The sequence below is a fragment of the Streptomyces sp. NPDC046261 genome, assembly GCF_040646235.1.
In the GTDB taxonomy this organism is placed as follows: domain Bacteria; phylum Actinomycetota; class Actinomycetes; order Streptomycetales; family Streptomycetaceae; genus Streptomyces.
On record NZ_JBEYZU010000014.1, the window covers coordinates 58097 to 81307 of the forward strand.

Here is a 23211-nt window from a genome sequence, read left to right on the forward strand (position 1 = left end):
GGCTCCCGGCTCCCGGCTCCCGGCTCCCGGCTCCCGGCTCCCGGCTCCCGGCTCCCGGCTCCCGGCTCCCGGCTCCCGGCTCCCGGCTCCCGGCTCCCGGCTCTTCGTATGCTGTCGCTCATACCGTCTCGCACACCGCCCCCGCAACCTTTCCCCGGCACCGTCACCGGCGCCGTGCCCCCGCGCCCGTCGTGCCCCACGGTAGACGAGCGACCCGCGGTCCGGACCTTCTCAACTCCCGGTTAAGTCCTTCACCTGCTCGTAACCACGGGCGGACTAGTGCTCGGCATTCATCCCGTGACAGGATGCCTCTCGCGGCTGGACAGCACTTAACTGGCCGTGAAAGACCTAGAAGCCGTGTGACTCAGCAGGCTCGAAGGAACGGGGCAGATGGCAGCCGGGGGGGACAGGACGGCCGGTGACGCGGGCAGCCCGCTCGCGCAGCGGCTCAACTACCTGTTCGCGAACATGCACCCGCCCGGTGCCCCCTACACCAACGGGCACGTGGCCGAGGAGATCAGCCAGGGGGAGGAGTACGGCGACGTCAGCCTCACCGAGCAGTATCTGTCGATGCTGCGCAACGGCAAGCGCGCCAACCCCAGCCCCGACGTCCTGCGGGCGCTGGCGAAGTTCTTCGCCGTGCCGGTGGGCTATCTGATGGGGGATCTGTCGGCGTCGCAGGCGGCACGGGTGGAGGAGGAGGTCCGCTTCCTCGTCGCCATGAGGGATCAGCGCGTCCGGGCGATCGCCCTGCGTTCGGTGGGTCTGCCGCCGGAGGTGCAGGACAGCCTGACCACGATCATCTCGCAGTTCCGGCAGCAGATGAACCTTCCGTCCGACCCGCCCGACGCGGGTGGTGAGGAGCGCCCGTGACCGTCATCGCGGAGGACCGGCTCTTCACTTACTGGCGGCGTAGCGAGGACGAGGACGGTGCAAGCATGCGGGTGGGGCGCATACGCCGGCGCTGCAAGCAGCTCATCGCTGAGCTCGCGCTGCCCGCGTCGACCGATCTGCAGGGCATGTGCGACGCCGTCGCCCGGCACGTCGGCCGGCCCATCCACCTGGTGCCGATGAGCCTGGACGGCGTCGTCTCGGGCATGACGGCCACCACCGACGACGCGTTCTGGGTCGTCTACGAGCAGAAGACCTCGCCCTGGCACCAGGTCCACATCGTGCTGCACGAGATCGGCCATCTCCTGCTGGGGCACGACCAGGACCCCGTCGTCACCGAGGACGCCCTCAAGGTGTGGACGCCGTCGGTCGACGTGGCGACCGCCATGCGGCGCATGGGCCTGACCATGGGCCTGGCGCGCCACCACTGCTACGACAACCTCACCGAGCGCGAGACGGAGATCCTGGGCACCCTCCTCATGGCGAAGGTGGTGCCCCCTCCGCCGGGCCAGGAGCAGCCCCTGGAGGGCGACGCCGCCGAGCTCGCCGCCTCGCTCGGGCCGGCCCTGCAGCACGTACGCGGCAGTCTGCGGCGCCAAGACGGCGCGAGTGGCGCGACCGGCGCTAGCGGCGACGCGGGTGACGCCGGGGGAACGGCAGGGGGCGAGGCCGGTGTTTGACGTCCTCTACCTGGCGTTCAGCGCCGTCGCCTGGGCCATCGTCGGCTACAAGGCCCGTGCCTGGTTCCGCGACCGCGGCAACACGGACCTGGGGCTGACCGCCCTGATGACCTCGGGCGTCCCGGTCGTCTTCCTGTTCTCGGCGCCCAGCGTCTACCGCGCCTTCGACCGACTGACCGGCGTGGCGAACCTGGCCATGGTCTTCCTGTACTCGGCCGTCGTGCTGTTCGCGTCGGGCGCGAGCGTGCTGCTGCTGCGCTGGACCAGCAGGGGTGACGCGGCCGCCCACGCCCGCGCGGCCGTCCGGTCCCGGTGGGCGGTGGCCGCCCTGGCGGTCACCTGGACCACGGCGATCGTCTGCTTCGCCGTCGGCCGGCCCGACGACGTGGAGCATCCCCGCGACTTCAGCACCGCCTACGCCCACGCCCCCGGCGTGGTGGCCTTCCTGGTGCTGTACCTGGCCATCTTCGGCATCAGCCTCGCCGGCCTGGGCACCCTGTGCCCGCGCTACGCCGCCCAACTGGGCCGCTCCTGGCTCGCCAAGGGACTACGGACGCTGGCCGCCGGCTGCTGGCTGGGCCTGCTCTACTGCGCCTGCAAGCTGGCCGGCTTCGTCCTGACGTGGGCCGGGCACGATGTGTACTGGCTCTCCAACGGGGTGGCGCCGATGAGCGCTTCGGTGGCCGCGCTGCTGGTCCTGCTGGGGTTCTCGCTGCCCGCCGTCGGACCCCGGGCGGCCGCCTGGCGCCGGCTGCGCCGGCTCGGCCCGCTGTGGCGGGAGGTCACCGCACACGCCCCGGAGGTCACCATCGGGGAGTCCCGCTGGACGAACCGCTGGCCCTTCGCGGACCTGGAGTGGCGGGCCAACCGGCAGATGGCGGAGATCCGTGACATCCAGCGCGGCGTCCGGCGCCACGTCGAGCCCGCCGCCCTGGAGATCGCCCTGCGCCGGGCGGGCGAGGCGTCCCTCGACGAGCACCGGCTCGCCGCCGTGGTGGAGGCGGCCGCACTGCGACGGGGCCTGGCCAACCAGCAGACCGGACACGTACCGATGCCGCACGCCGACAGCGTGGTGATGACCGTCAGCGCCGATCCGGCCGAGGAGCACGAGCACTTGGCGCGCGTCGCGGACGTCTACCACGATCCGCTGGTGGACGCCGTGCTCACCGAACTGAGAGAGGTCAGCGCGGCCCGCCGTCCCTGACGGCGCGCGACCCATGGACGAGGCGGCCCTGGACGGGGGTCAAGGCCGCCTGCGACACAGGCCGGTGCCGGATCCGTACGGATCGACGATTCGTACGGATCCGGTGCCGCCCGTGCGACCGATCCGCCCGGAACCGCACCACCGGTCCCCTCTAGAGTCGGATGCCATGCAGCCCATCGACGTCAAAGCGCTGATCGACGACCCGTACGGCACGTACGACAAGCTCCGCGAGGCCGGGCCCGTGCACCGTGTCACCGGCCCGGACGGCAAGCCGGCCTGGCTGGTCACCCGCTACGAGGACGTCCGCAAGGGCCTGGCCGACCCGCGGCTCTCCCTCGACAAGCGCAACGCCCTTCCCGGCAACTACGGCGGCTTCTCGCTGCCGCCGGCGCTGGACGCCAACCTGCTGAACATGGACCCGCCCGACCACACCCGGGTGCGCCGCCTGGTGGTGAAGGCGTTCACGCCCGGCCGGGTGGACAAGCTCCGCGCACCGGTGCGCCGGGTCGCCGACGAACTCCTGGACGCCGTCGAGGCCGACGGCCGGACGGACCTGCTCGCCACCTACGCGGGACCGCTGCCGATCATCGTCATCTGCGATCTGCTCGGCATCCCGCCGCGCGACCGACGTGACTTCCGGGCCTGGACCGACGCCCTGATCACCCCGGACCGTGAGCGGCCGCACCTGATGAAGGAAGCCGTCGTCAGCATGATGCGCTTCTTCACCGGGCTCATCGAGACCAAGCGGGCCGAGCCCGGGGACGATCTGCTCTCGGACCTGATCGCGGTGGAGGACGGCGGGGACACGCTCTCCCGGGACGAGCTGACCTCGCTGGCCTTCCTCATCCTCTTCGCCGGTTACGAGAACACCGTCCACCTCATCGCCAACGCCGCCCTCGCCCTGCTGGACCACCCCGCGCTCCTGTGCGAGCTGCGAAAGAATCCGGACGGTCTCGCGACGGCCGTGGAGGAGCTCAGCCGGTGGGACGGGCCGGCCCCGCTGGCCATCCGCCGCTTCCCGCTGGAGGACATGGAGATCGGCGGAGTGACGGTCCCGGCCGGCGAGACCGTGCTGCTGTCCGTCGCCTCCGCCAACCGCGACCCGCGCCATTTCCCCCACGCGGACCGCCTGGACCTGCGGCGGGAGCGGTCGGGCCACCTCGCGCTGGGGCACGGCATCCACTACTGCCTGGGCGCGCCGCTGGCCCGGCTGGAAATGGAGACGGCGCTGGCCGCGCTGCTGGAGCGCTTCGAGAATCTGGAACTCGATGTTCCGAGGGAGTCGCTGACGTGGCGTCCGACCATCAGGGCGCGTGGCCTGATTTCGCTCCCCGTTCGCTGGTAATCGACGAGCCGAACAGGTTTTTGATGCATAACCCATCCTTGATGAGGTAGAACTGTCCTCGAGCCCGCCCGGTGTGCATCCCCCGTCGCACCGGGCGGGCCTTCGGCGTTCCGGCGCGCCTCAGCCGCTGCCGGGCGGGAACTTCAGCAGGACCACCGCCGCCAGCATCTGGACGCTCACCGACGCCGCGGCCCGGTGGGTCGGCAGATGGTGCTGTCCGCGGATCAGCAAGGTGGCCAGGGCGCAGCCGAACGCCGCCGTCACCGAGGCGGCGGCCCGCACCGGGACCGAGCCGGCCGGCAGCCAGGTGTCGAGCGCCAGCCGGGGCAGGTCGCTCGCCCAGAAGATGACCACGAACAGGCTCGCGGTGGGCGCGAAGCGGCCGTTGCCCCCCAGGCGGCGGGCGATGGCGTGGGTGGCGGCGCCCAGGAGCAGGCTGGCCAGCATCATCACGGCGGAGCCGATGGCCATCGCCTCCAGCGCCAGCACGGGACTGACCCCCCACTGCCCCCAGAAGGAGTCCTTGGCCAGCGTCCCGAGCGCCCCGCACAGCAGGGAGACGAACGCGGCCGCGCCCCACACGCTCCGGTCCCGTGCCTCGTCGAGCACTTCGACGGGCCGGTACCAGAGCCCGAATATCAGGCGGTGCCACAACAGCTTGCGCGGCTTGGCGGTGGGAACGGGCGGGGGAGGGGCAGTGGTCACGGGCATGGGTGCCGTTTTATCACCGTTCGGCCGGACCGTCGGAGTCCGGCCCATGGGCCGGGGGCGACGGACGCCCCGTCAGGCCGGGGTGGGCTCCTTCGTGTCGGGGTCCGTGTCGGGGTCCGTTCCGGGGCCCGTCCCCGGCCCCGTCGCGTCGTGGCGGGCGTCGGGATCGGGGGCGTCCAGGAACTCCTCGCTGATCTCACGCGGCCCGAACGGCCAGACCTTCTCGTACGCCGCCCAGAGCACGAAGGCCACACAGCCCGCCGCGACCCAGGCCAGCGACCACTCGATCGGGTGCCGTCCGGGGGAGTTCTTGTCCGCGTAGCCGTAGATGACCAGCCAGCCCGTCAGGGCCACCAGGCTCGGCAGCGGGTAGAGCCACACCCGGTACGGCCGGCGCAGCCCCGGCTGACGCCGACGGAGCACGGTCAGCGCCAGCACCTGGGCCAGGGCCTGCACGATCACCATCACGGCGGTCAGCAGGGAGATGAGCGTCGCCAGATCGGTGTGGCGGCCGATCAGGAAGCCGACGGAGGTCAGCAGGCCCATCGTCGCCAGGCCCAGCACCGGGAAGCCGTGGCGCGGATGGAGCTTGGCGTACGGGCGGAAGAAGACCTTCTCGCGGGCGGCGTCGTAGGGCGCGCGCGAGCCGCCGAGCAGCCCGGTGAAGACCGAGGCGACGGCCGTGACGAGGATCAGCACCGTGACGGTGTTCGCGGCGCCCTTGCCCCAGGCTTCCTCCAGCACGGCGGACGCGACGGAGGAGTGGGCCGTCGAGGTGGGATCGAGCATCTCCCGCCAGTCGATCACGCCCAGCGTGCCGATCTGCAGCAGGAGGTAGATGCCCATGATGCCGAGGATCGAGTACACGATCGCGCGCGGCATGGTGCGCCCGGGGTTCTTGATCTCCGCACCCAGGTAGGCGACGGTGTTGTAGCCCATGTAGTCGTAGATGCCGATCGTCAGGCCCGCGGCGAAGCCGATCCAGAACTGATGGCTCGTCACCTCGAAGGCATCACCCGGGTAGGTGAAGGCCCGTTCGGCGCTGAAGTGGGTGAAGGCGGCCACGATGACGAGCGCGACCGAGGTGAGCATGACGCACCACAGCACGGCCGTGATGCGGGCGATGTGGTCCACCCGCCGCCACAGCAGCGTGATGATCAGCGCGATGACGGCCAGCCCCGTGAGGTCGCCCTCCGTCTGCCCCATGCCCGGCCACAGATAGCCGAGGTACTGCACGAAGCCGATGATTCCGGTGGACATGCCGATGGGGATGAAGAGCATCGCCGTCCAGACGAACAGGAACGGCACCAGCTTGCCCGTCCGGTACTGGAACGCCTGCCGCAGGTAGACGTAACTGCCGCCGGCTCTCGGCATGGCGGCCCCCAGCTCCGCCCAGATCAGGCCGTCCGCCAGCGCCAGGATCGCCCCGGCGACGAAGCCGATGACGGCCTGTGGCCCGCCGAAGGACGCCACCATCAGGGGGATGGTCACGAAGGGCCCGATGCCGCACATCTGGCTCATGTTGATGGTCGTGGCCTGGAACAGTCCGATGCGGCGCACGAAGCCGCCCTGCCGGTCCGCTGCCACCGCCTCGCCGGGCCCCTGCCCCGCGCCTGCTGCCGAATCCGTCATGGCGTCAGCCCCTTCGCCCCTCGTTTAGGTCCACTGCACTCGTACACCGGCCTGCCGGACGCGTCCATCACCTGCGGAGTGTCGGCGACTCTGGTGCCGCGGACGACGGACAGTCAAGATCTGTGCACGAAGCGCTCGACGGAGAGGAGAGGCGAGGGTGACAGTGCACGGAGGAAGAGTGGCCGTGGTGGGCGGCAGCATCGCGGGATGCGCCGCCGCGCTCGCGGCGGCGCGGGCCGGCGCCGGGGAGGTCGTGGTCTACGAGCGGACCCCCGGCGGGCTCCAGGACCGGGGCGTCGGCCTCGCCGTCCGCGACGAGCGCTACCGCGAACTGGAGGCGGCCGGCTACGTCGACGCCGCCATGCCCTGGGTACGACTCACCAAGCGCACCTGGCTCACCCGGGACGGCGGCGACCGCGCCGGACGCCGGCTGGGGGAGCTGCCGTTCCCGTTCCGCTCGTACAACTGGGGTTCGCTGTGGCGGGAGTTACGCGAGCGCGTCCCCGCCTCCGTCGACTACCGGCAGGGCGCCGCCGTCGAGCGGGTCGTCCCCGAACCCGACGGAGCCGTGGTGCGCCTGGCCGACGGGCGCGAGGAGCGCTTCGACCTGGTCGTCGGCGCGGACGGCTACCGCTCGGCCGTACGGGCCGCCACCCGGGCCGCCACCGTGCCCGCCTACGCCGGCTACCTGGCCTGGCGCGGCACCGTGCCCGCCGACGCGCTGCCGGGCCCGCGCACCGCCTGGCCCGAGGACGAGGCGGCGACCGTCACCTTCCCCGGCGGCCACATGATCGTCTACCGCATACCCGGCGCCCACGGCGCCGGCACCTGCGCCAACTGGGTCTTCTACACCGCCCCGCCGCCCTCCGCCGCCGCGGCGCTGCGCGAGGCGACGAGCCTGCCGCCCGGCACGGTCACCGAGGAGCTGATGGCCCACCACGCCGCCGTCGTCGAGCGGTACTTCCCGCCGTACTGGCAGGAGTTCGTCCGCCTCACCCCCAAGGAACAGACCTCCGTCCAGCCCCTGTACGACCTCGCCGTGCCGCGCTACGGCGAGGGCCGGCTCGTCCTCGCCGGCGACGCGGCCGCCGTCACCCGCCCCCACACGGGCAGCGGCGCCGTCAAGGCCCTCCAGGACGCCACGGTGCTGGAGCGCTGTCTGCGCTCGGCCACGACCTGGGACGAGGCGGTACGGGCGTACGACGCCGGGCGCTCGGCCGCCGGCCTGGCCGTCGTCGACCTCGCCCGCCGGCTGGGCCGGGCCCAGGTGGAGGCCACACCCGACTGGGCGGCCATGGACCAGGGCGCGCTCGAGCGGTGGTGGCGGGAGGCGGCCGACGGGGAACGGGTCTTCGGGGGTCACGAGCTGCGGTGACCCGGCCGGCGGTCAGGGGCGCGCGCATCCCCCGCGCTCGCATTCCTTGCGCGCGCTGATGACGGGCGGGCCGCTGCCCGCGGGCTCCTCCCGCACCACCACCCGGGTCGGCCCGCCGCACGTCAGGCACGTCCGCGAGGAGGGATCCCGCTCCCGGTCGATCGCCGCCGCGATCCTGTGCAGAGGGTCCGCGGCGGTGCCGGTGTCGGACATGGGCCATCCCGTTCGCTTCCACGGTTGTCGCACTGCCAGAGGGCTGCATCGTGACGCACGCCCCCTGATCACGTCAGCGCCTTGCACCGCCATCACCCTCAGGGGGTCAGGTGGCGCCCGGCTGACGCCGCGGCGGCCCGCGCCTAGGCGCGGGCCGCGGGCAGCGTCACCTCGAAGCGGCAGCCGCCCGGGACGTTGCGGACCGTCACCCGGCCCGCGTGCGCCTCGACGATGCCGCGCACGATGGCCAGGCCCAGGCCCGCGCCGCCGTGACCGTGGGCCGAGGGCGTACGCGCCGCCGAACCGCGCCAGCCGGTGTCGAAGACGCGCGGCAGGTCCTCCTCCGGGATGCCCCCGCACTCGTCGGTGACGGACACCACCACCGTGCCGGCCGCCCGCCGCGCGGCGACCGCCACCGTGCCGTCGGCGGGGGTGCGGCGGATGGCGTTGACGAGGAGGTTGCCCAGGACCCGGGTCATCTCCTTGCCGTCGACCTCGACCGGTACCGCGTCGACCTCCCCGCCCACCAGACGCACCCCGTGCTCGCGGGCCAGCGGCCCGGCGCCGGCCAGGGCGTCGCCGACCAGGTCGTACACCGACATGCGGGCCGGGCTCAGCGGCAGCGCCCCGGCGTGGATGCGCGAGAGCTCGAAGAGGTCGCCGACCAGCGCGTTGAGCCGGTCCACCTCGGTGCGGATCTGACGGAAGTAGCGCTCCGGATCCTCGGCGACGCCGTCCTCCAGTGCCTCGGACATCGCGCGCAGCCCCGCCAGCGGGGTCCGCAGGTCGTGCGAGATCCAGGCGACCAGCTCCCGCCGGGACGCGTCGAGGGCGCGTTCGCGCTCCCGCGACTTCGCGAGCCTGGCACTGGTCGCCGCCAGCTCCCGGGCCAGCTCGGCCAGTTCCGCCGTGGCCCCGCCGTCCGGGGCGGCGAAGCCGCCCTCGTCGAAGGAACGGGCCGCACGGGTCAGGGCGTTGCTGCGCGCGACCACCCAGCGGCCCAGCAGCAGGGCCGTGGCCAGGGAGACGACGGCGGCCATCGCGCACACCGTCGTCACGACCGTCAGGTCGTGCGAGGACAGGAACATCGCCCATGCGACGGCCAGCGTCCCGGCCAGCATCGCGGTCACCGGAACCGCGGCCACCACCGCCAGCGACACCGCGACCGACCGGTGCCGCAGGGCCCGCAGCGCGAGGGCCCCCAACAAGCCGGCGGCGACCGCGCCCAGCAGGGCGTAGAGGGCGATGAGCAGGACGTCACGCACGGCCGGGCTCCCGGTGCGTGCCCGGCGCGGCGAAGCGGTAGCCGACGCCCCAGACGGTCTGGATCAGCCGCGGGTGCGCCGGGTCGTCCTCGACCTTGCCGCGCAGCCGCCGCACGTGGACGGTCACCGTGGACAGGTCGCCGAACTCCCAGCCCCACACCTCCCGCATCAGCTCCTCACGGGCGCAGGCCCGGCCGGGGTGGCGCATCAGGAACGCCAGGAGGTCGAACTCGCGGACGGTGAGGGAGAGTTCGGTGCCCTCCTTGGTGACGCGCCGGGCCGCGGGGTCCAGCGTCAGGCCCGCCGCGCGCAGCGGCGGCGTGCCCGCCGGGCCGGGCGCCCCCGTCGCCCGGGCGCGGCGCAGCACCGACCGCACCCGCAGGACGAGTTCGCGGGGGCTGAACGGCTTGGTGACGTAGTCGTCCGCGCCGACCTCGAGGCCGAGAATGCGGTCCTCTTCCTCGCCACGGGCCGTCAGCATGATCACCGGGAGGGCGCCGTGCGCGCGGCGCAGCGCGTGACACACCGCGAAGCCGTCCATGCCGCCGGGCAGCATGAGGTCGAGGACGACCAGGTCGGGGCGGGCCCCGGCGGCCGCCGCCAGGGCGGCGGGGCCGTCCGCGGCGCGGGAGGTGGTGAAGCCGGCGCGGGTGAGGTAGCCCGCCACGATCTCGGCGACGGTGGGGTCGTCGTCCACGACGAGGACGTGGGCGGGGGACGTGTCGTGCATGCCCTCAGCTTGGCACTCCGGAGGGCTCTTCCCCGATCCCGCCCTTTCACCGTTTCTTGTCCTCAATCGCCGGACGGGCTGAAATTCAGCCGGGGTCTGGGGCGGAGCCCCAGTTACGGGGAGGGGCGGGGTGGGGAAATAGAATCGGTCCGCCCCGCACCGTGCGCCGACCCGAACCGCGGAGACCCCCCATGCACGACCCCTACGTCCGCGTGCGCGGCGCCCGCGAGCACAATCTCCAGGCCGTCGACGTCGACATCCCCCGCGACGCCCTCGTCGTCTTCACCGGCGTCTCCGGCTCCGGCAAGTCCTCCCTCGCCTTCGGCACCCTGTACGCGGAGGCCCAGCGCCGCTACTTCGAGTCCGTCGCCCCCTACGCGCGCCGCCTCATCCACCAGGTCGGCGCGCCCAAGGTGGACGAGGTCAGCGGACTGCCGCCCGCCGTGGCGCTGGAACAGCGACGGTCCGCGCCCACCTCGCGCTCCTCCGTCGGCACCGTCACCACCCTCTCCAACTCGCTGCGCATGCTCTACTCCCGCGCCGGCACCTACCCCGACGGGGCCGCGCGGCTGGACTCCGACGCCTTCTCGCCCAACACCGCCACTGGGGCCTGCCCCGAGTGCCACGGCCAGGGGCGCGTCCACCGGGTCACCGAGGACTCGCTGGTCCCCGACCCGTCGCTGTCCATCCGCGAGGGCGCCATCGCCGCCTGGCCGGGCGCGTGGCAGGGCAAGAACCTGCGGGACATCCTCGACACGCTCGGGTACGACATCGACCGGCCCTGGCGGGAGCTGCCGCGGGCCGAGCGCGAGTGGATCCTCTTCACCGACGAGCAGCCCGTCGTCACCGTGCACCCCGTGCGGGACGCCGAACGCATCCAGCGCCCCTACAAGGGCACGTACATGAGCGCCCGCCGCCATGTGCTGCACACCTTCGCGGACTCCAAGAGCGCCGCCCTGCGGGCCCGTGCCGAGCGACACCTGGTCAGCGGGGCCTGCCCGGTGTGCGACGGGCGGCGGCTGCGGCCCGAGGCGCTGGCCGTCACCTTCGCCGGGCGGGACATCGCCGCTCTCGCCGCGCTGCCGCTGGAGGCGCTGGCGCGCACCCTGCGGCCCGTACAGGACGGCGAGACGGTCGCCGCGGCGCTCGCCCGGGACCTTCTCGCCCGCATCGAGGTGCTCACCGAGCTCGGCCTGGGCTACCTCAGCGTCGACCGCCCCACCCCGACCCTGTCGGCCGGCGAACTGCAGCGGCTGCGGCTCGCCACCCAGCTGCGGTCCGGCCTCTTCGGCGTCGTCTACGTCCTGGACGAGCCCTCCGCGGGCCTCCATCCGGCCGACAGCGCCGCCCTCCTGACCGTCCTGGACCGGCTCAAGGCGGCCGGGAACTCGCTGTTCGTCGTCGAGCACCACATGGACGTCGTCCGCCGCGCCGACTGGATCGTGGACGTCGGGCCCGCGGCGGGCGAGCACGGCGGGCGGGTGCTCTACAGCGGGCCCGTGGCCGGGCTGGCCGAAGTGGCCGGATCCGCGACGCGCCGCTTCGTCTTCCCCGACGGCGCCGGGCCCCGGGCCCGTACGCCCCGCGAGCCCTCGGGCTTCCTGGGGCTGCGCGGCGTCACCCGGCACAACCTCCGCGACCTCGACGTGGACGTCCCGCTCGGGGTCTTCACGGCCGTCACCGGGGTCTCCGGCTCGGGCAAGTCGACGCTGGTGGGCGAGGCGCTGGCGGAGACCGTCGCCGCGCACCTGGAGGGCCGGCAGCCGGAGGTGAAGGCCGAGGGGCTCGCGGCCCTCGACCGGCTCGTGCGCGTCGACCAGAAGCCGATCGGCCGTACCCCGCGCTCCAACCTGGCCACCTACACCGGCCTGTTCGACGCCGTGCGCAAGGTCTTCGCGGCGACGGACGAGGCCCGCGCCCGGGGCTACGGCGCCGGCCGCTTCTCCTTCAACGTCGCCGCCGGGCGCTGCGAGGTCTGCCAGGGCGAGGGGTTCGTCGCCGTCGAACTGCTCTTCCTGCCCGGGACGTACGCCCCCTGCACCGCCTGCGGGGGAGCGCGCTACAACCCCGAGACGCTGGAGATCACCTACCGGGGCGCGAGCATCGCCGACGTCCTCGGCATGACCGTCGACGCGGCCGCCGTCTTCCTCGCCGACGTGCCCGCCGCCCGGCGCGGCCTGCGCACCCTGCGGGAGGTGGGCCTGGGCTATCTGCGCCTGGGCCAGCCGGCCACCGAGCTCTCCGGCGGGGAGGCCCAGCGCATCAAGCTGGCCACCGAACTGCAGCGCACCCACCGCGGGCACACCCTCTACGTGCTGGACGAGCCGACGACCGGACTGCACCCGGCCGACACCGAGGTGCTGCTGCGCCAGCTGCACGGCCTGGTCGAGGCGGGCAACACCGTGGTGGTCGTCGAGCACGACATGACCGTCGTGGCCGGCGCGGACCGGGTCCTGGACCTGGGGCCGGGCGGGGGCGCGGAGGGCGGCCGCCTGGTCGCCGCGGGCACGCCGCAGGAGGTGGCGCGGGCGCAAGCGAGCGTGACGGCGCCCTATCTGGCCGAGGCCCTGCGGGCGTAGCCACGCGCTCTGGACGGAGTGCACCCCTTCTGGTTACGTCATGGTCACGTGTTCGACATGGCTCGACGTGTGAGGGCGGAGCGACACCATGGCCCATGTCCTGATCATCGGCGGCGGCATCGCCGGACCCGTGACCGCGATGGCCCTGCGCAGGGCCGGCATCGACGCGACCGTCTACGAGGCGTTCCCGGCCGGCGCGGACGACGTCGGCTCCTTCCTCACCCTCTTCGCCAACGGCCTGGCCGCCCTGCGCGCCATCGACGCCGACGGGCCCGTGCGCGAGGCGTCCTGCGTCGCCGAGACGGTGGAGTTCATCAGCGACACCGGCAGGCTGCTCGGCCGGCGGCCCCTGTCGGGCTCCTGGGACGACGGACTCGGCCCCCGCACCCTGCGCCGCTCCGAACTGTGCCGCACCCTGCGCGCCGAGGCGGCCCGCCGCGGCGTGCGCGTCGAGCACGCCAAACGCCTCGTCGACCTCACCGTCCGCCCCCGGGGCACGGTCGTGGCCCGCTTCGCGGACGGCACCCGCGCCGAGGGCACCGCGGTCGTCGGCGCCGACGGCCTGCGCTCGCGCACCCGTACCCTCCTCGACCCGGGCGCGCCCCCGCCCCGCCACACCGGCCAGCTCACCGTCTGCGGCCGCACCCGCGACGCGCACGCCCCCGTCCCGGACCGCACGTACCGCATGTACTACGGGCAGCGGGCCTTCTTCGGCTGCACCAGGGCACCGGACGGGACCACCTACTGGTTCGCCAACATGCCCGGCCCCGAGCTCCCGCGGGCCGCCCTCGCCGCCGCCACCCCCGACCAGTGGCGCCACCGCGTCACCGAGGCCTTCGCCGGCGACCGCACGCCCGCCGCCGCGATCGCCGCCGCCACCGGGGACGACATCGTCGGCATCAACGCCTACGACATCCCCACCACGCCCGTCTGGCACAACGCCCACACCGTCCTGGTCGGCGACGCCGCCCACGCCACCGCCCCCAACGCCGCCCAGGGCGCCTCGATGGCCATCGAGGACGGCGTCGTCCTCGCCCGCTGCCTGCGCGACCTGCCCGGCAACGAGCAGGCGTTCGAGGCGTACGAGGGGCTGCGGCGCGAGCGCGTCGAACGGGTCGTGGCCCTGAGCGCCGCCATGGCCGGGCGCGCCCCCGGTACGGCCGAGGAGCGGCGGACCCGCGACGCGGAGGTCGAGCGCCGCATGGCCGAGGACCCCCGCCCGCGCATGAACTGGCTCACCGGCTACCGCATCGACTGGGCCGCCCCCGTCCACTGAGTTGCCGCTCCCGCCCGCTGCGGCAGACTTGAGCCATGCCGGAACTGCCGGAGGTCGAGGCCCTCACCGACTTCCTGGCCGAACGCCTCGTCGGCCGCGGGATCGAGCGCGTGCTGCCCACGGCGGTGAGCGTCCTCAAGACCTACGACCCGCCCCTGGTCGACCTCCAGGGGCGTGCGGTGACAGCCGTGCGGCGGCACGGCAAGTTCCTCGACGTGGTCACCGACGACGGCCCCCACCTGGTCTTCCACCTCGCCCGCGCGGGCTGGCTGCGCTGGCGCGAGGACCTTCCCGAGGCACCCCCGCGCCCGGGCAAGGGCCCCCTCGCGCTGCGGGTGCGGCTGGCCGGCGGCGACGGCTTCGACCTCACCGAGGCCGGCACCCGCAAGCGGCTCGCCGTGTACTGCGTCCGCGAACCCGCCGACGTACCGGGCATCGCCGGGCTCGGCCCCGACCCCCTCGCACCGGAGTTCACCCTCGAAGCGTTCGCCGCCCTGCTGCGCGACGAGCGCCGGCAGCTCAAGGGCGTCCTGCGCGACCAGAGCGTCATCGCCGGCATCGGCAACGCCTACTCCGACGAGATCCTGCACGCCGCGCGCATGTCGCCGTTCAAGCTCGCGGCGAGCCTGACGGACGAGGAGACCGCCGCCCTGTACCAGGCCCTGGGCACCACCTTGCGGGAGGCCGTCGAGCGCTCGCGCGGGCACGCCGCCGCCGAGCTGAAGGCCGAGAAGAAGGGCGGCATGCGCGTCCACGGCCGCACCGGGCAGCCCTGCCCCGTCTGCGGCGACACCATCCGCGAGGTCTCCTTCAGCGACTCCTCCCTGCAGTACTGCCCCACCTGCCAGACGGGCGGCAAGCCCCTGGCCGACCGGCGGCTGTCGCGGCTGCTGAAGTAGGCGGCCCTCACGCCAGCGCCAGGGCCGTCAGCACGGCCGACACCAGCGCGGTGAGCGCGGCGGCCAGGCCGAGGCCGGTGCGGCGCGCGGAGACGGCGGCCTCGGTCAGCAACTGCGCCACGACCGCCAGCGCCGTGGCCGCGGCGAGCCGGAATCCGCGCTCGCCGGCCGCCTCGGCCCGGTCCACCTGCCGGTGCTGGTGCGCCAGCAGCGCGCGCCACTCCCGCGGTTCGGTCCGCAGCGCCGCCGCCGTGGCGCCATCGACGCGGTCGGCCCCTTCCGCGGGCCGGCCCATGTACCGCGCCGTCCGCACCATGCGGCCGGCGGCCTCCGCCTCGGCCACCGCCACGGCCTGCTCGTGCGCGGCGTCCTGGGAGCTCCCGGCGTCCACCGCCGCCGACAGGCGTGCGGTCGACTGGAGGTCCGCCGCGAGCGCGGCCTGCACGCTCGCGGTGAGGAACGCCGTGCGCTGGCCGCTCACCTCGACGGCCGTGGAGATCCCCGCGGCCCGGCGCGCCGCCTCGGCCTGCGCGCGCTGCTCGTCGCAGGCCGCCACCATCTGGCCGAGGGGCAGCGCGAGGAGGATCGCGGCCAGGAACAGCCGGAAGCGTGCGACGCGGCGGTCGTCACGAGACGGGGCGGTGGCCGGCTGCGGGAGGAGTTCAGGCCCCCGCAGCACCCGGGGCGCCGGTGGCGGGGCCGGCGGGCGGCGCCACCGCACGGGCCGCAGGACGTTCGCCGCCGCCGCGGCCAGGAGGAGGGCCGTGACCGCGACCCACACCGAGATCCGCCCCCACACGGCCCGGCGGTCCCCCTCGCGCAGCGTGGCGCCCGGGTCGAGGGCGTAGAGCGCGGCCGACCGCTTCTGCAGGTCGGCCAGTCGGCGCGGGACGTCGTAGCCGAGCTCGCGGTGGACGTAGACCTCGTCACCGAGGGACCCGGCTGTGGCGCGCGCCGCGAGCGCGTCCTGGGTGGCGAGGGCGTACTCGGACGCGGCCAGCCGCCCCCGGCCCTCCAGGGGCCGCAGGGCATCGGCCCGTATCCGGGCGGCGGCCGCCCGGAACGCCCCCGGCGCCTCGTCGCCGTAGACATGGCGGACGTCCTCGCGCACCGCGGCCTGGCGCTTGACCTCTTCGCGCACCGCGTCCTGGTAGGCGCCCCCGGCACCGCTGAACTGCCAGGTGGCCGCCAGCGTGGCCAGGGCCACGACGCTCAGCACCACGATCTGCAGCCGGATGCGGACACTGAACCGGCTCCCGCCGGTCACGGGCGCACCCGCTCGACGTCGTCCGGAGTGAAACGATGGGCGAGCGTCACCGACCGCATCATGCGCCCCCGTCGGTTGTCGCACCGCCGCCTTTCATGGAGCGGCGGCGGTTCGGTTCACCGACGGTAGCGCGGCCGGGGAACGAAAGGAACGGGCCATGGCCGGAAAGTCATATCTTTGTCAGTCATGCAGAAAGGCCGGTCAAAAGAGACCGGCCTCCTGTCATTTATGGCTGCGGTGCGCATCCGATCCGCGGCTAATCCCGGGGGATACCGCGCTCGTCCGCCTTCGCCAGCTCCGAGTGGCGGTAGGAGTAGGCGAAGTAAATCACCAGCCCGAGCGCGAACCACACCGCGAACCGCGCCCACGTCTGCCACGCCAGATAGGTGATCAGCCAGAGCGACGCCGCGACCCCGATCGCCGGCACCACCGGCATCCAGGGGCAGCGGAAGCTGCGCGGCAGGTCCGGTCGGCGGTAGCGCAGCACGATCACGGCGGTGCACACCACCGCGAAGGCCAGCAGGATGCCGATGTTGGTCAGCTCCGCCGCCTCGCCGATCGGGACGAACCCCGCGATCGCCGCCGAGGCGACACCCACGATCCACGTCACCCGCGTCGGCACGTGCCGCGTCGGGTGCGTGTGGGCGAACCACTTCGGCAGCAGCCCGTCCCGGCTCATCGCGAACCACACCCGGGTCACACCGAGCATGAACGTGAACATCACGGTGAGAATCCCGATGATCGCGCCGACGGCGATGACGTCGGCGATCCCGCTCAGCCCCACCGACTTGAAGGCCGTGGAGAAGCCGCTCTCCTTGTCGATGTCCTGATAGGGCTGCATGCCGGTCAGGACCAGGCAGGCCAGGACGTACAGCACCATCGAGACGGCGAGCGAGTACATGATCGCCTTCGGCATGTGGCGCTGCGCGTCCTTCGACTCCTCCGCCGCCGTGGACATCGCGTCGTAGCCGAACACCGCGAAGAAGACCGTCGCCGCTCCCGTGAACGCCCCGCTGATCCCGAACGGGAAGAAGGGCGTGTAGTGCTCGCTCTTGACGTGGAAGAAGCCCACGACGATCACCAGCAGCACCACCAGGACCTTCAGCACCACGACCACGGTCTCGAAGCGGGCCGCGTTCTTGATGCCCATCGTCAGCAGATAGGCGATCAGCAGACACAGCACCGCCGCGAACAGGTCCACCCGGTGCCCGTCACCCGTCCCCGGCGCCCCCAGCATCCAGTCGGGCAGCTCGGCGTTCATCTCCCCCAGCAGGAAGTTGATGTAGCCGGAGATACCGATGGCCACGACCGCGACGATGGCCGTGTACTCCAGCAGCAGGTCCCAGCCGATGAACCAGCCGCCGATCTCGCCGAGCACCGCGTAGCCGTACGTGTAGGCGGAGCCGGCGCGCGGGATCAGGCCCGCGAACTCGGCGTAGGAGAACGCCGCCGCCGCGCTCGCCACGCCCGCGATGAGGAAGGAGACCAGCACCGCCGGACCCGCCACGCCGTTGGCGATCGTGCCCGCGAGGCTGAAGATGCCGGCGCCGATGATGCCGCCGACGCCGATCGCGGTGAGCTGCCACAGCCCCAGCGTGCGGGTCAGATGCTCGCCGTGGGCCTCGGTCTCCTCCGCCTCCTCGATCGTCTCGATCGGTTTGCGGCGCAGTACGCCCTGACCAACCCGGAGCCCGGCCATGCCTTGTCCTCTCGTCGATCCTTCAGGGCGGGACCGCGGTCATCATGGCCGAGCCGGGGCGGCGACGGAAGGCGCCGCCCCGCACCGGCCCCGGGGATCAGCCGATGGCGGGCGGCACGGCCCGGGCGGACGTCCCCCAGCCGGAGGGCTCCGGCCCGACGGTGAAGTCCAGCCGCTCGCCCTGGCGGATCGCGTCCGTCGTCAGATACGTGCGGTCGTACGCCTGGCCGTCCAGCCGCACCGCGCGCACGTACCGGTCCTCCCGCGAGGTGCCCGGCGCGCTGACGGTGAAGCGGCCCCGCGGGTACCAGCGCCGGTCCAGGCGCAGGTCGACCCGGTCGAAGACCGGCGTGCTCAGCCCCCACACGTCCGCGCCCGGCTGCACCGGGTACACCCCGATGGCCGACAGCACCATCCACGCCGACATCGTGCCCAGGTCGTCGTTGCCGGTCATCCCGTCCGGGCTGTCGGTGAACAGCGTCAGCGCGGCGTGCACCACGTCCGTCGTCTTCCACGGACGCCCGGTGGAGAGGTAGGTGTAGGGGGCGATGAGGTCCGGCTCGTTCTGCGGGTTGTACTTGTCGGCGTTGTAGTAGTCGTACGGGCCGTTGACCCACACCTCGCGGGCGGTGCGCGCCGGGTCGGCGAGCAGGCGGTCGTAGGCGAAGAAGGAGTCGAGCCGCTTGTCGGTCGCGTCCTTGCCGCCGATCAGCCGCACCAGGCCGGGCAGGTCCTGCGGCACCAGCCACTGGTACTGCCAGGCGGTGCCCTCGTGGAAGCCGGGGCTCTTGGCGGGGTCGGCGGACCCGGTGAAGGCCCCGGAGGCGTCCCGGGGCCGGAAGAAGCCGGTGGCCGGGTCGTGGAGCTTGCGGTAGTTCAGCGACCGCTTCGCGTAGCGGTCGGCGTCCGCGCGGTGCCCCAGATCGCGGGCCATCCGGGCCAGCACGCCGTCGGCGAGCGCGTACTCCAAGGTGGCGGAGGCGCCCTGGTGCAGGTCGGAGTCCCCGGGCTTGCGCTTGGGGCGGTCGGGCAGATGGGGCACGTAACCGTCACGCAGGTACTGGACGTTGCCCTCGCGGCCCACGTACGGGGAGGCGGTGGGGGGCACGCCGTCCGCGTTCTTCTTCAGGACCCGGTAGGCCTCCTCCTCGTGCCCGGCGAGCAGTCCGTGCTGGAAGGCGTTGGTGAGGTAGGGGGTGACGGGGTCACCGGTCATGATGTTGGTCTCGACCGGCCCGTAGCCCCACTTGGGCAGCCAGCCGCCCTCCGCGTCGATCCGCAGCACCGACAGCGCCATGTCCCTGGACTCGCGCGGTGCGAGGAGGGCCAGCAGCTGGGCCTGGGTGCGGTAGGTGTCCCACAGCGACCAGTTCTGGTAGTAGGTGAAGCCCCTGGCCTGGTGCGTCTTGTGGTCCCAGCCGGTGTAGCGGCCGTCGACGTCGCTGCCGATGTTGGGCGCGAGGAAGGAGCGGTAGAGCGAGGAGTAGAAGGTCCGGCGCAGGGTCGTGCCGCCGCCCTCGACCGTTACGTCGCGAAGCCGCCGCTCCCATGCCTCGTGCGCCGCCAGGGCCGTGCGGTCGAAGCCGTCCTCCTCGGCACGCAGATTGCGCCGCGCGCCCTCCGCGTCGACGTAGCTGACGGCGGTGGTGGCCTCGACGTCCCGGTCGTCGGTGGTGTCGAAGCGGACCCAGGCCCCGTTGCGGGTGCGCGAGGTGGAGGCCCGTGAGCCCTCGGCCAGCGCGTCGCCGTTCCAGGTGCCGTAGCCGGTGAAGGGCCGGTCGAAGCGGGTGAGGGTGTGCAGGGTGTACGGGCGGGTGTCCTGGCAGAAGCCGCGCCCGGTGATGGTGGTGCGGACCGTGCGGCTGTCGACGATCTCCACGCTGGTGGAGACCGTCTTGTGCAGCGACTGGCCCGTGTTGAACAGGACGTTGGCCTTCTGCGTGGCGGGGAAGGTGTAGCGCTGCCGGCCCGTGCGCTCGGTCGCGGTGAGCTCCGCCGTGATGCCGCCGTACGAGCCGAGCTTGACGCGGTAGTAGCCGGGGCGGGCCCGCTCGTCGCGGTGGCTGAACTCGGCGGCGTAACGGGCGTTGTCCGTCTGCTTCACATCGCCCGTCGTGGGCAGCACCGGCAGGTCGCCGCCGATGCGGCAGCCCACGCCGGACAGATGGATGGTGCTGAAGCCGCGGATGTGGTGGTCCTGGTAGTCGTAGCCGGTGTTGTGGCCGGTGTCGGGGGAGAGCTGGACCATGCCGAAGGGCACGGCGGCCCCCGGAAAGGTGTTGCCCTCGTTCTGGGTGCCGATGAAGGGGTTGACGAGGCCGGTGAGCTCCTCGTCCGCGGCCGTCGCCGAGGCCGGCTCCGGGGGGACGAGGGCGGTGGAGCCCAGCATCGCCACGAGGGCGAGCGCCATCACGCCGGTGCGGCGCAGCAGTGGGTGTACGGCCCGTCTCATCCGACCACGCCCCTTGAAGCGACATCGATGTCAGCTGAGGCTACTAAGCCGGGGCGCGTGACAGTGAGTCAAGTACCCGGCGGACCCGGGCGCGCCCTTTGCCGGCGGCCATCACCTACTCGGGTGACTGCCCGACCCGTTCCGTTTCGCTCCGGCCGCAGCGGGGGAGTTGCCCTGGGCAGGCGGGAAGTGATGGGTCTTCAGGGGGCGGGGCCATGGCAGACGCCGGTGTCAGGCGTGCGCGAAGGACGGGCCGGGCCGGCGGCCGGCGCACGCTGCGGGCCACGCTGGCGATGCTCGTCACGGCGGTCACGGTGGCCGTGGCCGCGCCCTCCGCGGTCCCGGCCGGGGCGGGCGCCGGGCACGAGCGCACCCGGGCCGCCATGGAGGCCGCCGTCCGCGACGGCATACCCGGAGTGCTGGCCCGGGCCCACGACGGGCGGGGCCCCTGGCAGGACTCGGCCGGGGTCTCCGACCTCACCACGCGCCGGCCGTACCTGCCCGGGGACCACTTCCGGACCGCCAGCATCGCCAAGACGTTCGTCGCGACCGTCCTGCTCCAGCTGGAGGCGGAGGGCAGGCTCGCCATGGGCGACACCGTCGAGACGCGGCTGCCCGGCGTGGTGCGCGGCCACGGCCACGACGGACGGAAGATCACCATCCGCCGGCTGCTCAACCACACCAGCGGAGTCTTCAACTACCTCGACGACCCCACCGTCCGCGAGAAGGCCTACGGCAAGGCATTCCTCGAACACCGCCACGACGCCTGGAGCGGCGAACAGCTGGTCCGGCTCGCCATGACGCACGCCCCCAACTTCGCGCCGGGCACGGGCTGGTACTACTCCAACACCGAGTACACCCTCGCCGCGATGATCGTCGAGCGGGTCACCGGCCACCCGTACGCCACCGAACTCCGACGCCGCATCACCGAACCCCTCGGCCTGCACTCCACCACCCTGCCCGGCGCCGACAGCAGGCTCCCCCGGCCCAGCGGACGGGCCTACACCCGCTTCCACGACGACCCGGGCACCACGCACGACGTCACCGAGTTCAACCCGTCCCTGCTGTGGGCCGTCGGCGACCTGATCTCCACCACCGCCGACCTCGACCGCTTCCTGGGCGCGCTGCTCGGCGGCCGCCTGCTCCCGCCGGCGCAGCTGGCCGAGATGACGACCACCGTCCCCCTGGGGGACGACGCGGACAGCGCCACCGGACTGGGGCTGTTCCGGTACAGGCTGCCGTGCGGCGTGGAGGTGTGGGGCCACGACGGCCTCTTCTACGGCACGCAGAGCATCGCCTACGCCACCCGGGACGCGGCGCACCGGCTGGTCCTCGACTTCAACGGCGACTGGCTCGCCGGGACCAGGGCCGCGGGGGACGTGCTGCGGGCGGAGTTCTGCTGACGGTCCTGGCCACCGTGGTCGAGGGCCCCAGCCGAGGGTCGACAGGCGAAAATGATCAAGACATTCTCGGCCGCCCACTCCACTGCCAGCGCCGGACCGACAACCGTGCGGTTTACGGCGACAGCCGGTGTCACGCTGCGCGATCTTGCGCTCACCGCGGTGGCCGGATCGCTGCTGACAGGCCGGGCGGGCTTTGCCTCACCGGCGCGGACGCTGATGACATGTCCGCAGAAGGCCGTGCTGGGGGAGCCGTCTTCCGCGCGGCGCTGCCGCGCGTCTCCAGCCCGATGCCAACCCGGTGATCTGCTCCGTGCCGCCGCGTAGCCCATCGGGCGGTCGTGTCGGAATCAGGGGCGGAAGGCGGCGGCATGCCGGTCGAGGTCATCTTCTTCAACGTCGGGCAGGGGGACTGCACGTTCCTGTGGTTCTACGAGGTGCGGGGCGGTGGCGGTGGCGGCACCTCCAGCCTTGCGAACCGGGTGGGCGTGGCAGCTGCGCTGATCGACTGCGGGTCGCTGCTTCCGACTCCCCACCACAGCACGATCGGCCAGCCGGGCACCGACGAGCAGCGCATGGTCGGTCACATCCGGCAGGTCATCGCCGACCGGCTGGGGCGGAATCGCGGAGCGGCCAAGGACCGGCTGGACTACCTCTTCCTCAGTCACCCTGATACCGATCACCACAACATGCTCGGTGCCCTCCTGTGCAACTCGGCCGGCAAGCTCGACTTCGGGATCCAGGAGGTCTGGTACACCGGAAAGCCGAAGGACTACTACGGCAGCCGGACCTCAGGATTCATCTACGAGTTGCTCGCGCCGGGGCGGCGGGGGCGCCTCGACAACGGCGCGCACGTCGTGGCGAAAGACCCGTGGCTCGCCCGCCTGTACGAGAGGGCTCTGCCCGTCCCGATAGTGCCGGGCACGGCCGGAATGCCGGAGCTTCTCCTCATCAGTTCCTCCTTGTACGCGGAGCCGGGCGGCAATAAAGCGGTCTCCAAGGTTCCGGGGAAACGCAGCTCCACCTGGAAGAACGCGGCCAGTCTCGTCTTCCTGCTCAGGGGACAACCCGCGCCCGGCAGCGGCCTGCGGCAGAAGGTGCTGCTCATGGCTGATGCCGAGCAAGGGGTCGAGGAATTCCTCATGGGCTCGGACGTGGTGGAGCAGAAATACCGGAGGGAGAACAACCTCTGGCTGAAAGCCGGTCACCACGGCAGTGCCTGGGCCACGAGTGATGCATGGGTCGACTACACCTCTCCTGACGCCCTGCTCATCAGTTCCGGACGAGCCTCGTTCGGTGGCACAGGGATGCCCGCCGAATCGCACCTGAACGACATTCGCAAGACCCTCGCTCCGCACAAGATTCCCCAGCCGGCCATAGCTCCACGCCAGCAGCACGCCTACGCCTCGTTCCAGCGTCGGGCGCTGCCGTCGCCGTTCGTGGTCCAGAACACGGCGGAGGGTATCTGCACGACCCTGGCGGAAAGCCCGTCCGGTGGACGCGGCTGGTACGGAGTCGACTGGCACCTGATCCTGGACGACCCCCGGCCCGGCGCCTACCACCTCGCCTACAACTGAAGGAGCAGGAGCAGCC

18 protein-coding genes are annotated in these 23211 nt (G+C 72.9%); 10 read left to right on the plus strand and 8 right to left on the minus strand.

Annotated features, from left to right (window positions below; translation table 11 throughout):
* Positions 1-390 precede the first annotated feature (390 nt).
* The 4 genes from ABZ956_RS22705 (at position 391) to ABZ956_RS22720 (ending at position 4120) form a co-directional block, all read left to right on the plus strand.
* Positions 391-873: a helix-turn-helix transcriptional regulator gene (locus ABZ956_RS22705; RefSeq protein WP_361896550.1), complete on the plus strand. Its 483-nt coding sequence runs from the start codon at positions 391-393 to the stop codon at positions 871-873.
* Positions 870-1571, plus strand: a complete 702-nt coding sequence (locus ABZ956_RS22710; protein WP_361896552.1) for a hypothetical protein — start codon at positions 870-872, stop codon at positions 1569-1571. Before ABZ956_RS22705 ends, ABZ956_RS22710 begins: the two co-directional genes overlap by 4 nt.
* Positions 1564-2775, plus strand: coding sequence for an MAB_1171c family putative transporter (locus ABZ956_RS22715; RefSeq protein WP_361896554.1), 1212 nt, complete (start codon positions 1564-1566; stop codon positions 2773-2775). The genes ABZ956_RS22710 and ABZ956_RS22715 overlap by 8 nt, the downstream gene beginning before the upstream one ends.
* 166 nt (positions 2776-2941) lie before the next feature.
* Positions 2942-4120, plus strand: a complete 1179-nt coding sequence (locus tag ABZ956_RS22720) for a cytochrome P450 (protein ID WP_361896557.1) — start codon at positions 2942-2944, stop codon at positions 4118-4120.
* A gap of 120 nt (positions 4121-4240) precedes the next feature.
* On the opposite strand, the gene ABZ956_RS22725 is transcribed toward ABZ956_RS22720, so the two are convergent.
* Together ABZ956_RS22725 and ABZ956_RS22730 are read right to left on the minus strand one after the other, a co-directional pair.
* Positions 4241-4831 carry a YIP1 family protein gene (locus ABZ956_RS22725; RefSeq protein ID WP_361896560.1) on the minus strand — a complete coding sequence of 197 codons (591 nt, stop codon included), beginning with the start codon at positions 4829-4831 and terminating at the stop codon, positions 4241-4243.
* A 72-nt stretch (positions 4832-4903) separates the two neighbouring features.
* The gene (locus tag ABZ956_RS22730; RefSeq protein ID WP_361896563.1) at positions 4904-6463 is read right to left on the minus strand and encodes an APC family permease; all 1560 of its coding nucleotides are present in this window, start codon (positions 6461-6463) and stop codon (positions 4904-4906) included.
* Positions 6464-6620: 157 nt separating this feature from the next.
* On the opposite strand from ABZ956_RS22730, the gene ABZ956_RS22735 reads away from it, so the two are divergent.
* On the plus strand, positions 6621-7838 hold the full coding sequence (locus ABZ956_RS22735) for an FAD-dependent monooxygenase (protein ID WP_361896566.1): 1218 nt from the start codon (positions 6621-6623) through the stop codon (positions 7836-7838).
* Between the two features lie 12 nt (positions 7839-7850).
* Here the strand turns inward: ABZ956_RS22735 and ABZ956_RS22740 are convergent, their stop codons facing one another.
* From ABZ956_RS22740 to ABZ956_RS22750, 3 genes are all read right to left on the minus strand, one after another.
* The gene (locus ABZ956_RS22740) at positions 7851-8051 is read right to left on the minus strand and encodes a hypothetical protein (RefSeq protein ID WP_361896569.1); all 201 of its coding nucleotides are present in this window, start codon (positions 8049-8051) and stop codon (positions 7851-7853) included.
* Positions 8052-8194: 143 nt separating this feature from the next.
* The gene (locus ABZ956_RS22745; RefSeq protein WP_361896572.1) at positions 8195-9316 is read right to left on the minus strand and encodes a HAMP domain-containing sensor histidine kinase; all 1122 of its coding nucleotides are present in this window, start codon (positions 9314-9316) and stop codon (positions 8195-8197) included.
* Positions 9309-10046 carry a response regulator transcription factor gene (locus ABZ956_RS22750; protein WP_361896574.1) on the minus strand — a complete coding sequence of 246 codons (738 nt, stop codon included), beginning with the start codon at positions 10044-10046 and terminating at the stop codon, positions 9309-9311. The genes ABZ956_RS22745 and ABZ956_RS22750 overlap by 8 nt, the downstream gene beginning before the upstream one ends.
* A gap of 191 nt (positions 10047-10237) precedes the next feature.
* Between ABZ956_RS22750 and ABZ956_RS22755 the strand changes: the two genes are divergently transcribed.
* The 3 genes from ABZ956_RS22755 (at position 10238) to ABZ956_RS22765 (ending at position 14800) form a co-directional block, all read left to right on the plus strand.
* On the plus strand, positions 10238-12625 hold the full coding sequence (locus ABZ956_RS22755) for an excinuclease ABC subunit UvrA (protein WP_361896577.1): 2388 nt from the start codon (positions 10238-10240) through the stop codon (positions 12623-12625).
* Between the two features lie 88 nt (positions 12626-12713).
* Positions 12714-13901 carry an FAD-dependent monooxygenase gene (locus tag ABZ956_RS22760; RefSeq protein ID WP_361896580.1) on the plus strand — a complete coding sequence of 396 codons (1188 nt, stop codon included), beginning with the start codon at positions 12714-12716 and terminating at the stop codon, positions 13899-13901.
* A gap of 35 nt (positions 13902-13936) precedes the next feature.
* Positions 13937-14800 carry a DNA-formamidopyrimidine glycosylase family protein gene (locus ABZ956_RS22765; protein WP_361896583.1) on the plus strand — a complete coding sequence of 288 codons (864 nt, stop codon included), beginning with the start codon at positions 13937-13939 and terminating at the stop codon, positions 14798-14800.
* A gap of 7 nt (positions 14801-14807) precedes the next feature.
* On the opposite strand, the gene ABZ956_RS22770 is transcribed toward ABZ956_RS22765, so the two are convergent.
* The 3 genes from ABZ956_RS22770 to ABZ956_RS22780 all read right to left on the minus strand — a co-directional run bounded on the left by ABZ956_RS22770 (position 14808) and on the right by ABZ956_RS22780 (position 20218).
* On the minus strand, positions 14808-16067 hold the full coding sequence (locus ABZ956_RS22770) for a hypothetical protein (RefSeq protein ID WP_361896586.1): 1260 nt from the start codon (positions 16065-16067) through the stop codon (positions 14808-14810).
* A gap of 256 nt (positions 16068-16323) precedes the next feature.
* Positions 16324-17766 carry an amino acid permease gene (locus ABZ956_RS22775; protein WP_361896588.1) on the minus strand — a complete coding sequence of 481 codons (1443 nt, stop codon included), beginning with the start codon at positions 17764-17766 and terminating at the stop codon, positions 16324-16326.
* Between the two features lie 97 nt (positions 17767-17863).
* A complete protein-coding gene (locus tag ABZ956_RS22780) occupies positions 17864-20218 on the minus strand; it encodes a GH92 family glycosyl hydrolase (protein WP_361896591.1) in 2355 nt (784 codons plus the stop codon).
* Positions 20219-20433: 215 nt separating this feature from the next.
* Between ABZ956_RS22780 and ABZ956_RS22785 the strand changes: the two genes are divergently transcribed.
* Positions 20434-21621 (plus strand): serine hydrolase domain-containing protein, encoded by a 1188-nt coding sequence (locus ABZ956_RS22785; protein ID WP_361896594.1) that lies wholly within the window; start codon positions 20434-20436, stop codon positions 21619-21621.
* 368 nt (positions 21622-21989) lie between these two features.
* The gene (locus ABZ956_RS22790) at positions 21990-23195 is read left to right on the plus strand and encodes a hypothetical protein (protein WP_361896597.1); all 1206 of its coding nucleotides are present in this window, start codon (positions 21990-21992) and stop codon (positions 23193-23195) included.
* Positions 23196-23211: the final 16 nt, after the last annotated feature.

Bases quoted from the DNA above. Each gene is read 5' to 3' on its own strand.
- ABZ956_RS22705 (WP_361896550.1), top strand. From the start codon at position 391: ATGGCAGCCGGGGGGGACAGGACGGCCGGTGACGCGGGCAGCCCGCTC.
- ABZ956_RS22785 (WP_361896594.1), top strand. From the start codon at position 20,434: ATGGCAGACGCCGGTGTCAGGCGTGCGCGAAGGACGGGCCGGGCCGGC.
- ABZ956_RS22760 (WP_361896580.1), top strand. From the start codon at position 12,714: ATGGCCCATGTCCTGATCATCGGCGGCGGCATCGCCGGACCCGTGACC.
- ABZ956_RS22725 (WP_361896560.1), bottom strand. From the start codon at position 4,831: ATGCCCGTGACCACTGCCCCTCCCCCGCCCGTTCCCACCGCCAAGCCG.
- ABZ956_RS22780 (WP_361896591.1), bottom strand. From the start codon at position 20,218: ATGAGACGGGCCGTACACCCACTGCTGCGCCGCACCGGCGTGATGGCG.
- ABZ956_RS22740 (WP_361896569.1), bottom strand. From the start codon at position 8,051: ATGTCCGACACCGGCACCGCCGCGGACCCTCTGCACAGGATCGCGGCG.
- ABZ956_RS22720 (WP_361896557.1), top strand. From the start codon at position 2,942: ATGCAGCCCATCGACGTCAAAGCGCTGATCGACGACCCGTACGGCACG.
- ABZ956_RS22790 (WP_361896597.1), top strand. From the start codon at position 21,990: ATGCCGGTCGAGGTCATCTTCTTCAACGTCGGGCAGGGGGACTGCACG.
- ABZ956_RS22750 (WP_361896574.1), bottom strand. From the start codon at position 10,046: ATGCACGACACGTCCCCCGCCCACGTCCTCGTCGTGGACGACGACCCC.
- ABZ956_RS22765 (WP_361896583.1), top strand. From the start codon at position 13,937: ATGCCGGAACTGCCGGAGGTCGAGGCCCTCACCGACTTCCTGGCCGAA.
- ABZ956_RS22755 (WP_361896577.1), top strand. From the start codon at position 10,238: ATGCACGACCCCTACGTCCGCGTGCGCGGCGCCCGCGAGCACAATCTC.
- ABZ956_RS22775 (WP_361896588.1), bottom strand. From the start codon at position 17,766: ATGGCCGGGCTCCGGGTTGGTCAGGGCGTACTGCGCCGCAAACCGATC.
- ABZ956_RS22730 (WP_361896563.1), bottom strand. From the start codon at position 6,463: ATGACGGATTCGGCAGCAGGCGCGGGGCAGGGGCCCGGCGAGGCGGTG.